This window comes from Rhodoferax sp., assembly GCF_013297935.1.
In the GTDB taxonomy this organism is placed as follows: Bacteria; Pseudomonadota; Gammaproteobacteria; order Burkholderiales; family Burkholderiaceae_C; genus Allorhodoferax.
On sequence record NZ_JAAFIX010000001.1, the window covers coordinates 361,640 to 374,622 of the forward strand.

The 12,983-nt window shown below is 58.7% G+C and carries 12 protein-coding genes; 10 read left to right on the top strand and 2 right to left on the bottom strand.

All coding sequences use genetic code 11. The features are described 5' to 3' along the window. The first annotated feature begins 91 nt into the window (after positions 1-91). The gene (locus tag QZW03_RS01780) at positions 92-934 is read left to right on the top strand and encodes a shikimate dehydrogenase (protein WP_296507761.1); all 843 of its coding nucleotides are present in this window, start codon (positions 92-94) and stop codon (positions 932-934) included. 73 nt (positions 935-1,007) lie between these two features. Here the strand turns inward: QZW03_RS01780 and QZW03_RS01785 are convergent, their stop codons facing one another. Next, positions 1,008-1,289, bottom strand: coding sequence for a late competence development ComFB family protein (locus QZW03_RS01785; RefSeq protein WP_296507763.1), 282 nt, complete (start codon positions 1,287-1,289; stop codon positions 1,008-1,010). A 238-nt stretch (positions 1,290-1,527) separates the two neighbouring features. On the opposite strand from QZW03_RS01785, the gene QZW03_RS01790 reads away from it, so the two are divergent. The 9 genes from QZW03_RS01790 (at position 1,528) to QZW03_RS01830 (ending at position 12,014) form a co-directional block, all read left to right on the top strand. Next, positions 1,528-1,839, top strand: coding sequence for a winged helix-turn-helix transcriptional regulator (locus QZW03_RS01790; RefSeq protein WP_296507765.1), 312 nt, complete (start codon positions 1,528-1,530; stop codon positions 1,837-1,839). A gap of 144 nt (positions 1,840-1,983) precedes the next feature. Further along, positions 1,984-2,343 carry an FKBP-type peptidyl-prolyl cis-trans isomerase gene (locus QZW03_RS01795; protein ID WP_296507766.1) on the top strand — a complete coding sequence of 120 codons (360 nt, stop codon included), beginning with the start codon at positions 1,984-1,986 and terminating at the stop codon, positions 2,341-2,343. A 120-nt stretch (positions 2,344-2,463) separates the two neighbouring features. Then, a complete protein-coding gene (grpE, locus tag QZW03_RS01800; protein ID WP_296507768.1) occupies positions 2,464-3,027 on the top strand; it encodes a nucleotide exchange factor GrpE in 564 nt (187 codons plus the stop codon). Between the two features lie 52 nt (positions 3,028-3,079). Next, entirely contained in the window at positions 3,080-5,080 is a 2,001-nt protein-coding gene (dnaK, locus tag QZW03_RS01805; RefSeq protein WP_296508304.1) for a molecular chaperone DnaK, read from the top strand. A 92-nt stretch (positions 5,081-5,172) separates the two neighbouring features. After that, on the top strand, positions 5,173-6,303 hold the full coding sequence (gene dnaJ, locus QZW03_RS01810; protein ID WP_296507769.1) for a molecular chaperone DnaJ: 1,131 nt from the start codon (positions 5,173-5,175) through the stop codon (positions 6,301-6,303). Between the two features lie 119 nt (positions 6,304-6,422). Further along, the gene (locus QZW03_RS01815; RefSeq protein WP_296507770.1) at positions 6,423-7,787 is read left to right on the top strand and encodes an MBL fold metallo-hydrolase; all 1,365 of its coding nucleotides are present in this window, start codon (positions 6,423-6,425) and stop codon (positions 7,785-7,787) included. Positions 7,788-7,823: 36 nt separating this feature from the next. After that, entirely contained in the window at positions 7,824-8,771 is a 948-nt protein-coding gene (locus QZW03_RS01820) for a rhodanese-related sulfurtransferase (protein ID WP_296507771.1), read from the top strand. Between the two features lie 10 nt (positions 8,772-8,781). Beyond that, a complete protein-coding gene (locus tag QZW03_RS01825) occupies positions 8,782-9,441 on the top strand; it encodes a glutathione S-transferase (protein ID WP_296507772.1) in 660 nt (219 codons plus the stop codon). A 191-nt stretch (positions 9,442-9,632) separates the two neighbouring features. Continuing rightward, on the top strand, positions 9,633-12,014 hold the full coding sequence (locus tag QZW03_RS01830; RefSeq protein ID WP_296507774.1) for a DUF1631 family protein: 2,382 nt from the start codon (positions 9,633-9,635) through the stop codon (positions 12,012-12,014). Here QZW03_RS01830 and QZW03_RS01835 read toward each other — a convergent pair. After that, positions 12,005-12,970, bottom strand: coding sequence for a nitronate monooxygenase family protein (locus QZW03_RS01835; protein ID WP_296507776.1), 966 nt, complete (start codon positions 12,968-12,970; stop codon positions 12,005-12,007). The genes QZW03_RS01830 and QZW03_RS01835 overlap by 10 nt on opposite strands. Between the last annotated feature and the right edge of the window lie 13 nt (positions 12,971-12,983).

The following is a 12,983-nucleotide window of genomic DNA, read 5'->3' on the forward strand; positions in this document are numbered from 1 at the left end:
GCCCCAGCCCACATGCAATGTGCGCGGGGCGCTATTTTTTTGATAGCAACCAACACCACACCCCGATCTGCAAGATCGCCCTGTCCTTCGTATGGCTCACGATACTCCCTACCAACTCGCCGGCGTCATGGGCTGGCCCGTCGCGCACTCGCGCTCTCCGGTCATCCACAACCATTGGATTGAGGAACACAAGCTGCGCGGCGCCTATGTCCTGTTGCCCGTGGAACCCTCCCGACTGGAACAAGCACTGCGTGCGTTGCCGGTTCTGGGAATCGCTGGCTGCAACCTGACCATTCCCCACAAAATCGACGCCATGACCATCGTCGACCATGTGGATGCGTTGGGCGCACGGATTGGGGCAGTCAACACCATTGTGGTGAACGCGGACGGCTCTTTGAGCGGCCGCAACACCGATGCCTATGGCTTCATCCAAAGCCTGTATGAAGCGCGCAGCCCGTGGACCCCCGATAGCGGACCGGCCTGTGTGATCGGGGCAGGAGGTGCCGCGCGCGCTGTCGTAGTGGGTCTGCTGGATGAAGGTGTGCCCGAAATCCGGCTGACCAACCGGAGTGAAGCTAAGGCGCACGACATGGCGCAAGAGTTTGGCCCTAGAGTCAAAGCCGTCGCCTGGTCTGAGCGCCATGCAGCACTGGAAGGTGCCGCATTACTTGTAAACACCACCAACCAAGGCATGCATGGTCAGCCCGCGCTGGACCTGCGCTTGGACGCACTGCCAATCACTGCACTGGTGTCCGATATTGTTTACGTCCCGATGCAAACACCTCTGTTGGCTGCAGCCGCCGCCCGCGGCAATCAAACAGTCAATGGGCTGGGGATGCTGCTGCACCAGGCGCGCCCTGCCTTTGAGGCTTGGTTCGGAGTCCTCCCGTCTGTGGGTCCCGAGCTACTGACCAAGATTCACGCGACGTTCTAACGCACCCGCCCCTGGATGAGGGCCGCACGCAGCGCGCCCTCCCCGGTCGCATGCCCTAAGGTGAAGAGCTGCGTCAGTTCGCGTTTTTGGCGCTGCGCTCGCCGACAAAACGGAACGCGAATGCGATCGCCTCCTCCAGGGACAACTCAATCGCTTGGCGCTCCTGCTCCGTTAGATAAAACATCATGTCGACATCGTGGCGCACATAGCGGGCGGGTAAGCGGTTGAGGGCGACACACGCGACATCACCCAGCATGTCGTTGCTGTAGGCCGGGAAAAGCGCAGCCCGCTGCACGACTTCTTCAAAGACCAGGCGCTCGTAGTAGTTGTGAACTTGTTCGAAATTAAAGGTCATGACGGGGAATGCCTCCGTGTTGTCTGTGGATCAGGACTGCCGGATACCTTAGCACCGCCCGTGTGGCGTGGCAAGCACAGCGGCTTCACGGCCCGCAAGGGTCCGACGCCCTATTTACATACCTTAACAGCTATGAAACTTGTAGCAGTCTGAAAACTGCGATATAGTTTCCGCTCCATTTCGGGAAATGCGGCCCAGCAGTCGCAATCCTATCCAGACACAGACAAAGGGCAAGGTAATGAGTGCAAAAGAAACGGTCGCAGTCGGCCAACTGTTGGAATTGCTGGAATCCCGCTACGCAATCCGCGTTTTGTGGGCCTTGCGCGACGGCCATGCCCAGACCTTCCGTTTACTCCAGGACAGCGTGGGCGGCATCACCCCCAACACCCTGAATACCCGAATCAAAGAACTCCGCGAAGCGAACCTGCTCACCCACGGCACAGACGGCTATGTCGTGACCGCAGCGGGTGCGGACTTGCTCAAGCGCCTTGGTGACCTGCAGGCTTTTGCCGTGAAGTGGTCGACCGCCCAGGCCAAAAAAGCCAAATAAGCGCTACCGGCTGCTCCGCAGCCGACGCCCCACCAGACAGGCTGTGCCTGTCTTTTTTTTTGGTCGGGCATAATTTAGGGTTTTTCCGGCCGCCAATGCCCCGTGCATTTGCGTGGCCAGCTCCTGTTTTTATAGCAAAAGGATTTGAAAATGCCAACTACCGCCAGCGGACTCCAGTTTGAAGACACGATCGAAGGCAGCGGCGACGAGGCCAAAAAAGGCCAAAGCGTCACTGTGCATTACACCGGCTGGCTGTACAACGACGGCGTGCAAGGCGCCAAGTTTGACTCCAGCAAAGACCGCAACGATCCTTTCGTGTTCCACCTTGGCGCCGGCATGGTGATCCGCGGTTGGGATGAGGGTGTGGCAGGCATGAAGGTCGGCGGGGCACGCACCTTGATCATTCCAGCCGCTTTGGGCTATGGTTCCCGTGGCGCGGGCGGTGTCATTCCACCGAACGCAACCCTGAAGTTTGATGTAGAGCTCTTGGCTGTACGCGGCTAAGAAAACCGTCGGAATTACCCGACGCTCCGGGTGTCCCGTCGACATCCGGAAAACTCCCCCTTGAAACAAGGTTATGCGTCGCCATGTATGGCGCAATCGCATTCAACCGGATAGAACCGTATGTCTGATACTCCAAGCCCCTCCAGTCCATCCCCGGCCGCCGACGCAGCGCAAAGCCCCGAAGAAATTCTGGCCGCTGCCGCAGCCCATGAAGTGGACGCTTTGACCCAAGCCCAAGCCGAACTGGCAACGCTGAAAGCCAAGAGCAGCGAACTCGCAGACCAGTTTCTGCGCGCCAAGGCAGAAGCAGAAAACGCGCGCCGCCGGGCCGAAGACGAAATTTCCAAAGCGCGCAAGTTCGCTGTGGAGAGCTTTGCGGAAAGCATGCTGCCTGTGGCAGACAGCTTGGAAGCCGGCCTGGTGATCAAGGACGCGACCCCGGAGCAAATCCGCGAAGGCGCAACGGCCACGCTGCGCCAACTGGTCGCCGCACTGGAGCGCAACAAAGTTATCGCCATCGCCCCTACCGCCGGCACCAAGTTCGATCCACACCAGCACCAGGCCATCAGCGTGGTGCCCTCTGAGCATGAGGCCAACACGGTAGTCAGCGTGCTGCAAAAGGGTTACTCGATTGCAGACCGTGTCTTGCGCCCTGCTCTCGTTACGGTGTCAGCCCCCAAGTAAGGCCGGAGCCGGCTGAAACTCACCATTTTTTGGGTGTCGGGCGCTTGAAACCATCTTAGTAGCCCACACCTTATTCACATCTGAATTTTTAAGTTATCAGGAGCACACCATGGGAAGAATCATTGGAATTGACTTGGGCACCACCAACAGCTGCGTCGCCATCATGGAGGGCAACACGCCCAAAGTGATCGAGAACGCCGAAGGTGCACGTACCACGCCCTCCATCATTGCTTACCAGGAAGACGGCGAAGTGTTGGTCGGTGCATCGGCCAAGCGCCAATCGGTCACCAACCCCAAAAACACCCTGTACGCAGTGAAGCGCCTGATCGGCCGCAAGTTCACTGAAAAGGAAGTGCAAAAAGACATCGACCTGATGCCCTACACCATTGCAGCGGCCGACAACGGCGACGCCTGGGTAGAAGTGCGCGGCAACCGCATGGCACCGCAGCAGGTCAGCGCTGACATTCTCCGCAAGATGAAGAAGACTGCGGAAGACTACCTCGGTGAAGAAGTCACAGAGGCCGTGATTACGGTGCCCGCATACTTTAACGACGCCCAGCGCCAAGCGACCAAAGACGCCGGCCGTATTGCCGGTCTCGATGTCAAGCGCATCATCAACGAACCTACCGCAGCTGCCTTGGCCTTCGGTATGGACAAGAACGAAAAGGGCGACCGCAAGATCGCCGTGTATGACTTGGGCGGCGGCACCTTCGACGTATCCATCATCGAAATCGCCGATGTGGACGGTGAAAAGCAATTCGAAGTGCTGTCGACCAACGGCGACACCTTCCTGGGCGGTGAGGATTTCGACCAGCGCGTGATTGACTTCATCATCTCCGAGTTCAAGAAAGAACAAGGCGTTGACCTGTCCAAAGACGTTTTGGCTTTGCAGCGTTTGAAGGAAGCCGCCGAAAAGGCCAAGATCGAACTCTCCAGCAGCTCCCAGACCGACATCAACCTGCCCTACATCACTGCAGATGCGTCCGGCCCCAAGCACCTGAACATCAAGCTGACCCGCGCCAAGCTGGAGTCTTTGGTGGAAGAGCTGATCGAGCGCACGATTGCGCCGATCCGCACGGCGCTGAAAGACGCAGGCGTTTCCGCATCTGAAATTCACGATGTGATTCTGGTCGGCGGCATGACCCGCATGCCCAAAGTGCAAGAAAAGGTCAAGGAATTGTTCGGCAAGGAACCCCGCAAGGACGTGAACCCCGACGAAGCCGTGGCCGTGGGTGCCGCGATCCAGGGTCAAGTTCTCTCTGGTGACCGCAAAGACGTGCTGTTGTTGGACGTGACGCCTCTGTCCTTGGGTATTGAAACCCTGGGCGGCGTGATGACCAAAATGATCACCAAAAACACCACGATCCCGACCAAGTTTGCGCAAACCTTCTCAACCGCAGAAGACAACCAGCCTGCCGTGACCATCAAGGTGTTCCAGGGTGAGCGTGAAATCGCTGCAGTGAACAAGATGTTGGGCGAATTCAACCTCGAAGGCATCCCGCCAGCAGCGCGCGGCACACCCCAGATCGAAGTGTCCTTCGACATTGACGCCAACGGCATTTTGCACGTGGGCGCCAAAGACAAGGGTACCGGCAAGGAAAACAAGATCACCATCAAAGCCAACTCCGGCCTGTCGGAAGACGAGATCCAGCAAATGGTGAAAGATGCTGAACTGAATGCCGCTGACGACAAGAAAAAGCTCGAATTGGTGCAAGCTAAAAACGAAGCGGACGCCAACGTCCACAGCGTGAAAAAGAGCTTGACCGAATACGGCGACAAGCTCGAAGCCGGCGAAAAAGAAAAGATCGAGGCGGCCATCAAGGACCTCGAAGACACCCTGAAGTCTGACGACAAGGACGCCATCAAAGCCAAGAGCGATGCGCTGATGGCCGCCAGCCAGAAACTGGGCGAAAAAATGTACGCTGACATGCAAGCCCAGCAGGCTGCAGAAGGCGGAGCCCAGCCGGAGGCAGAAGCAGCCCAGGCTTCTTCCAAGCCAGCCCACGACGACAATGTGGTCGACGCGGAAGTCAAGGAAGTCAAAAAAGGCTGAGCCGGCTGACGAGCGCAGCACCACGATGCCGCGTTGAACACCAGTAGGGGTTCAACGCGGCTTTTCTGTTGTAACCAGGCACAGAGACACACATGGCCAAACGTGACTATTACGAAATTCTGGGCGTCAGCAAGACCGCCTCAGAAGAAGAAATTAAAAAGGCCTATCGCAAACTGGCGATGAAGCACCACCCTGACCGCAATCAGGGTGATGCCGCCAAAGCTGCCGAAGAGAAGTTCAAAGAAGGCAAAGAAGCCTACGAAATGCTCTCGGACGCCCAGAAACGTGCCGCCTACGACCAGTACGGGCACGCAGGCGTTGACCCTAACCGGGGTGGCGGCGGCGGTGAGGGGTATGGCGGTTTTGCTGAAGCTTTCGGCGATATTTTTGGCGATATGTTCGGCCAGCAGCGCGGTGGCGCACGCGGCGGACGTCAGGTCTACCGCGGCAGCGACTTGAGCTACGCGATGGAAGTGACCCTCGAAGAAGCGGCTCGCGGCAAAGACGCGCAGATCCGTATTCCCAGCTGGGACAACTGCGACACCTGCAAAGGCACCGGTGCTAAACCGGGCACCCAGGTCAAAACCTGCGGCACCTGCAATGGCGCGGGTACCGTGCAGATGCGGCAAGGCTTTTTCAGTGTTCAGCAGACCTGCCCGACTTGCCGCGGTACTGGCAAAGTCATCCCCGAGCCCTGCAATGCCTGCAGCGGTCAAGGCAAGATCAAGCGTCAGAAAACGCTGGAAGTCAAAATTCCGGCGGGTATCGACGGCGGCATGCGCATCCGCAGCGCGGGCAATGGTGAGCCCGGTACCAACGGCGGGCCACCCGGAGATCTGTATATCGAAATCCGGCTGAAGAAGCACGATATCTTTGAGCGCGACGGCGATGATCTGCATTGCTCTGTGCCCATCAGCTTTGTGACTGCTGCGCTGGGCGGCGAAATCGACGTGCCGACACTCGCCGGCAAGGCGGCGATCGACATCCCCGAAGGTACCCAGACCGGCAAGCAGTTCCGACTGCGCGGCAAAGGCATCAAAGGCGTGCGCTCCAGCTACCCCGGTGACCTGTATTGCCACATCACGGTAGAGACGCCGGTCAAACTCACCGAGCACCAGCGCAAGCTGCTCAAGGAATTGGATGAGTCGTTTAAAAAAGGCGGCAGCAAACACTCACCCACCGGTGACAGCTGGACCGACCGGTTGAAAAGCTTTTTTAGCTGATCCAAGTCAAACTCAGGGCTCGCCCTGAACACCACTAAAAGCCGCTCGGGTCTATAAAGGACCCGGCGGCTTTTTTTGCTTGGTGGTGCACACCTTGGGCTCGCCGGGGAGTGAGCGTCATGTCCGTCACCATTTCTTTTCTCGGCGGAGCAGGCACAGTTACCGGATCCAAATATTGGGTGCGTGCCGGCACGCAGAGCTTGCTGGTCGATTGCGGACTGTTCCAGGGTTACAAACCTTTGCGACTGCGCAATTGGGCCGCGAGCCCCCTGCAGCCGGACGACCTGGAGGCCATTCTGCTGACCCACGCCCACCTGGATCACAGTGGCTACCTCCCTTTGCTGGCGAGGGATGGATTCCGAGGGCCTGTGTTCTGCTCAGCGGGCACGAAAGATCTTTGCAAAATCTTGCTGCCGGACAGCGGACACATCCAGGAAGAAGACGCCTTGTTTGCCAACCGGCATGGATTCTCAAAGCACACACCTGCCCTACCCCTGTACACACGTCAAAATGCCTTGGACAGCCTGGCCCTTCTCAAAGCTGTTCCGCAAAGACAGACGTTCTCACCACTCCCGGGGTGGAAAGCGACGCTCCAACCTGCAGGACACATTTTGGGTGCGTCCAGCATCCTGCTCGAAGTCGGCGGCCGAAGGATCTTGTTTTCCGGCGATCTCGGAAGGCCGGACGACACCCTGATGAACCCACCGGACGCGCCCTCCAGAGCGGACACCATCCTCATCGAGTCCACTTATGGCGACCGGCAACACCCCAGAGACAACCTGCTGTCCGAATTGGGTCCTGCGCTGCAGCGCTTGGCCGCCCGCGGTGGCGTGGCGGTGGTACCGGTATTCGCCGTGGGCCGTGCCCAAGCCTTTTTGTTGGCGATCGCGCAACTCAAAGAGCGTGGTGTCGTTCCTCATGCGCTACCGGTATTCCTCGACAGCCCGATGGCGGTGCACACCACTCAACTTTTTCAGCAACATCCTGGAGCCCACCGTCTCAGCCCGCACGAAGTTCAATCATTGACTCACAGTGCCACTTTGATCAGCAGTACCGACGAATCGAAGGCCCTGGCTTCACGCCACGGGCCTATGGTCATACTGTCCGCCAGCGGCATGGCAACCGGCGGCAGAGTACTTCATCACTTGGCGCATCATGCCGGTAACCACCGCAACATGATCCTGCTCACAGGCTTCCAATCACCCGGCACACGGGGTGCAACTTTGGCATCCGGCGCACGCTCCGTCCGGATTCACGGTAGAGATGTTGAAGTGCAAGCGGAGGTCGTGCAACTGCAGTCCGCTTCCGCCCACGCGGACTCCGGCCAACTGCTGGATTGGCTGAGGCAAGCGCCCCAAGCCCCTGACCAGGTGTACGTAGTACACGGCGAGGCGAGTGCTGCCGATGCGCTGCGCATCCGCATCGACCGGGAGCTTCACTGGCGGACTGTGGTCCCCGAACACGGCTCCACGTGGCCCGCGTAGCCTGCGGCACCGGTGTCAACGGGCACAATGGGGGGTATGCCGAATACTGTTTACCTGACCGCAGCCTTTTACAAGTTTGTTGACCTCCCTGACTATGCCGCGCGCAAGGCACCACTTCTGGAGTTTTGTGAAAGCCGCCAGGTCAAGGGCATGATTTTGCTAGCCGAAGAGGGCATTAACAGCACCATTGCAGGCCGGCCTGAGGACGTGCATGCCGTCCTGGCTTACCTTCGTGCGGACCCGCTGCTGGCCGACCTGCAACACAAGGAGTCTTTTTCCGAGAAGGCGCCGTTCTACCGCATGAAAGTCAGGTTGAAGAAAGAGATTGTGACCTTGCAGGTGCCAGGCATCAGCCCCACCAAAATGGCCGGTATTTATGTCAAACCCCAAGACTGGAACGCACTCATCTCGGACCCGGATGTCGTTGTGGTCGATACCCGCAATAACTACGAGGTAGAGCTTGGCACTTTCAAGGGCGCCATTGACCCCCGTATCAAAAGTTTTGCGGAGCTACCGGCATGGGTGGCTCAGTCAGGACTTACGGGTTCGCCAGACAAAAAGCCCAAGGTCGCCATGTTCTGCACCGGCGGCATACGCTGCGAAAAATCGACCGCCTACATGCGTGAGCAAGGCTTTGAGGAGGTTTACCACCTGGAGGGGGGCATTCTCAAATACTTGGAAACCATTCCACAGGACCAAAGCCTCTGGCAAGGCGAGTGCTTTGTGTTCGATGAGCGCGTTTCCGTAGGCCATGGCCTCGCCCCCGGCCCACACACGCTCTGTCGCTCGTGCCGCCACCCTCTGCAAGCAGGGGCTACCGAATCCCCTCTGTTTGAAGCCGGCGTGAGCTGCCCCCGCTGCCATGCACACACCAGCGACGAGCAAAAAGCCAACGCAAGAGAGCGCCAACGGCAGTGGGAACTCGCAAAGCAGCGCCAGCAAGTGCACATAGGCGCAACCCTCGCCAAGCCGCAATCCACCTGACAGGTCCGGAGTGAGCACCTTGAGTCTTCCGGTCCTCTACACCTTCCGCCGGTGCCCTTATGCCATGCGCGCCCGCTTGGCTATTCTGGCCAGTGGCACACGGGTCCAGTTGCGTGAGGTGGTCTTGCGCAACAAGCCTGCGGCGCTGATCGAGGCATCGCCCAAGGCCACCGTGCCGGTGTTAGTGCTACCGGATGGTGAAGTTATCGAGCAAAGCCTGGACATCATGCATTGGGCCTTGCGCAGCCAAGACCCATGGGGGTGGCTGCCCACCACACCGCAAGCTGAACAAAAGACTGCGGCGCTCATCCACCAGTGTGATGTGGACTTCAAACCGCTCCTGGACCGGTACAAGTACCCGAACCGCTTCGGTCTTGCTGACGGCTTGGTCCACCAGGCACATGGGGCCGTATTTCTCACGCAGCTGGACCAGCACTTGAACGATAGCCCCTTCCTGCATGGCCTCCATTGGGGCATGGCAGATACCGCATTGGCACCTTTTGTCAGGCAATTCGCGCATACGGATAAGGCATGGTTTACGGCCCAAAACTGGCCTGCACTGGCACAGTGGCTGCAGGCCTTCGAAAGCTCTGAAACATTCACCCACTGCATGGAGGCCCACGCCCCGTGGCTGGAGGGCGATGCCCCCCTCATCTTTCCGATTCAGTAACCGATTTTCGCCACGCGACACGGGCTTACAACTCGTTACCAGAAACCCCGCTCGCAAGCCTGTTTACAGTCAGCTAGGCGTCTTTAGCCGCTGCCAGTTTTCTCGGGGCCGTGAGATCATTAAGGGTCATCTGCAACCCAATCTTTACGCAACACGGAACGCAAGTTTCCGGTTGTTCAACCCGTTGGCCCATGAGCGCTTTTCAGTCATTAACTGCCGGCAACAGCACCCCCGAATCACGGGCCCGTGCTCAACGCCTGGTGCGCGCCATGATAGGAAAGACACTCGGCTTTTTTGAAGAGCGCGATACCGCCTGCATCAAACACCTGCGTGGTCATTTGTTGGATCTTGCCGACGGGAAGGTGCCGATGCTTCAAGGCCAGAACTTACGGGCGGCGTCCATGCTGCTGGACCGACAGCCCGACCGGTTTCTAAAGTCTTACCGTCAGCAACTCCAAGTTGCTCTGCAGGAAGAGGTCACCACCGTCTGGCCTCACATGTCTCAGCTGTCGGCACCGCAAGCCAGTGACATGGATACCCTCGAAGGCATGTCGTTCAGCCTGATTGACGTCGATGAGGTTCACCGCATCCTGCTGCTGGACCGGGTTGCCCAGCGCTTTAATTTGCAGTTTGAACCTTTGCTGACCCCCTTGTCCACCAAACTGGCGGCACTGGTGGGCGACGAGTCTGTGTCACTGTCCCAGAATCCGTTCCGGCCCCTGGTGCTACTCAAAGGTTTCATGCTGGGCTGGGAAAAGAGCGAGCTGGATCCGCAAGTCACAGAATCCTTGATCGATGCCCTGGAGCCCGCACATTTTGTCAATCTAGAGGGCTTGTACAAGGATCTGCTGGGTGTACTCACGCAAGCTGGCGTGCACGCAACGACCGTGCACCGCATCCGGAAGTCCCCCGAAGGCAGCTCCAACTTCGCCCCCCTGAGCGGACCGGCCAGCATCCAGCCCCACAGTGCTGCCGCGCCTCTGACAGCGCCAACACAAAACGGCGGCCCAGCCAGTAGAACCATGGAGCTGCAGCCACCGCAAGCAGCCGGCCGTGCGGCCTGGCCCCAGTGGGCCGGCTCCGCACCCCAGTTGGTTCAACAGGTTAGGCAATTTTTGCAGCGTTTAGGGGTGGGCCGCTCTTCAGACGAGCAGGCGGACACCTTTGAATTTTCCGATGGAAGTCACGACATGTCGGGCTCCCAGGCGGGCCTGTCGATTCCTGCCGATCCCGCCTTGTTGCAGTACCTTGGCGCCATGCAGGCCGGTGCCGGACGTGGCTCTAGTTTTCAGTCTCTGGTGCCGGATGATGCCCAGGCCTCTGAGGGCGTTCACTCCAATGTCTTGCGCCACCTGCGGGACCAGCCCGCTTTCCAGGACGCCCAGGAACTGGACCGTGGAACCGTAGATGCTTTGGCCGAAGTGTTCGACTATGTTTTTGCAGATATGGCCATTCCGGCCGAGCTGAAGGTGGTGATCGGCAAGCTCCAGATTCCGGTACTCCGGGCCGCCATGATGGACCGCGACTTTTTCCTCAGCGCAGAACATCCCGCCCGGAAACTGATCGACACCTTGGCCTCCGCCTCGGTGACCTGGACGCCGGAAAAAGGCGAGCACGATCCTCTCTATGTCCGGATTGAGTCAACCGTGCAAAGAGTGCTGCACGAGTTCAATGACGACCTCACGCTGTTTACTTTGCTTCTGGCTGAGTTCACAGAATTCCTGTTCGAGTGCGAACAACAGGCCGACAAACACATCGAGCCGGTTGCCGCGCGTGAAAACAACCAGGAGCAGTTATTCGCGGCCTTGGCCCATGCGGATGAGGTGGTCCACGCCCGCATCAGTAACTTGCCGGCCCACCTGCCGCTCGCCCCGTTTCTCAAGCCTTTTCTGGCCCATCAATGGCGTGAAGTCATCGCCTTGGCCTGGATGACAGAAGACACCCACGCAGGCCATTGGAACAGCGTAGTCAGCACGATGGATCAGCTCATCTGGAGTACGCAGCCCAAAACCACGCCCCAAGAGCGGCAAGAATTGGTGGGGATCTTGCCGGACCTGGTTCGCACTCTTAACGCCGAACTGGACGGTATTGAGTGGGACGGTGAAGAACGCGGAAACTTCACGCGTCGCCTGATTGCGACCCACATGCTGGCCATCCGGATGAAGGCCGCAATTCCCATGGACACGCAAGGAGCCGCCTTGGAAGAGACTGCAGGCGACCAGGCTATGCAAGCACTCGATGAGCGACGGGCCAGCAACCTTGCCGAGCAAGACCCCAAAGCGATGGACGATTTTGATGCCAACGCTCAGTTACTGACCCGGGGCGTGTGGTTCGAAAAAGTGCAGCCTGAATTGGCGCCCTTCCGCTGCCGCCTCAGCTGGGTCAGCCCGATGCGGACCCGGTTTTTGTTCACCAACCGTGAAGGCTTCGACGCTTTTGTACTCTCCGAGCGCGAGGTGGCCCAGATGCTACGTGACGGTGAACTGCAAATGCTGGATCAGGCGCCGATTGTGGAGCGCGCGCTCAACCGGCTCATGGCAGACAACGCGCCCGACCTGCAACTTCAAGCGTAATTGCGGGTCAACAGCGCATTTCTTGCGTCGACGTACTCCTGTTTGAGTCGTGCGATGAAGGCTCCGGCGGGTTGAATTTGATCGATAGCACCGATGCCCTGACCGCAACCCCAAATGTCTTTCCAGGCCTTGGCCGATGCACCGCCAAAGTTCATTTTGCTGGGGTCGCTTTCCGGCAGGTTTTCAGGGTCCAGGCCAGCGCTGCGGATACTCGGCGCGAGGTAGTTGCCATGCACTCCTGTGAACAAATTGCTGTACACAATGTCGTCGGAGTTGTTGTCCACAATGGCCTGCTTGTATTCCTGCGCGGCACGGGCCTCTTCGGTCGCGATAAAGGCGGAACCGATGTAGGCGAAGTCGGCCCCCATGGCTTGGGCAGCCAGAACCGAAGCACCATTGGCAATCGAGCCCGACAAAGCCAACGGCCCGTCAAACCACTGCCGGATTTCCTGCACCAATGCAAAGGGGCTTTTCACCCCGGCGTGGCCACCCGCTCCCGCAGCCACGGCAATCAGGCCATCAGCGCCTTTCTCAATGGCCTTGCGGGCGTGTTTGTTATTGATCACATCGTGCAGCACCACTCCACCATAGCTGTGGGCCGCCGCATTGATATCTTCCCGTGCGCCTAAAGACGTGATGATGATGGGCACCTTGTATTTGACGCAAAGCGCCATGTCGTGCTCCAGGCGGTCATTGCTTTTGTGCACGATCTGGTTGATCGCAAACGGCGCGGCGGGGCGCTCCGGGTGGGCCGCATTGTGCGCAGCCAAAGCACCGGTTATTTCTTGAAGCCACTCTTCCAGCAGTTCCGCAGGACGGGCGTTCAGTGCGGGCATAGACCCCACCACACCCGCAACGCACTGGGCGATCACCAATTTAGGGTTGCTGATGATAAAGAGCGGCGACCCAATCACTGGGAATGGAAGCTTATCCAAAGGGCTAGGTAAACGAGACATCAGTCGTCCTTTA

Excerpts from the sequence above, each read along its gene's own strand:
- QZW03_RS01780 (WP_296507761.1), top strand. The coding sequence starts at position 92 with ATGGCTCACGATACTCCCTACCAACTCGCCGGCGTCATGGGCTGGCCC.
- QZW03_RS01785 (WP_296507763.1), bottom strand. The coding sequence starts at position 1,289 with ATGACCTTTAATTTCGAACAAGTTCACAACTACTACGAGCGCCTGGTC.
- QZW03_RS01790 (WP_296507765.1), top strand. The coding sequence starts at position 1,528 with ATGAGTGCAAAAGAAACGGTCGCAGTCGGCCAACTGTTGGAATTGCTG.
- grpE (WP_296507768.1), top strand. The coding sequence starts at position 2,464 with ATGTCTGATACTCCAAGCCCCTCCAGTCCATCCCCGGCCGCCGACGCA.
- dnaJ (WP_296507769.1), top strand. The coding sequence starts at position 5,173 with ATGGCCAAACGTGACTATTACGAAATTCTGGGCGTCAGCAAGACCGCC.
- QZW03_RS01815 (WP_296507770.1), top strand. The coding sequence starts at position 6,423 with ATGTCCGTCACCATTTCTTTTCTCGGCGGAGCAGGCACAGTTACCGGA.
- QZW03_RS01820 (WP_296507771.1), top strand. The coding sequence starts at position 7,824 with ATGCCGAATACTGTTTACCTGACCGCAGCCTTTTACAAGTTTGTTGAC.
- QZW03_RS01830 (WP_296507774.1), top strand. The coding sequence starts at position 9,633 with ATGAGCGCTTTTCAGTCATTAACTGCCGGCAACAGCACCCCCGAATCA.
- QZW03_RS01835 (WP_296507776.1), bottom strand. The coding sequence starts at position 12,970 with ATGTCTCGTTTACCTAGCCCTTTGGATAAGCTTCCATTCCCAGTGATT.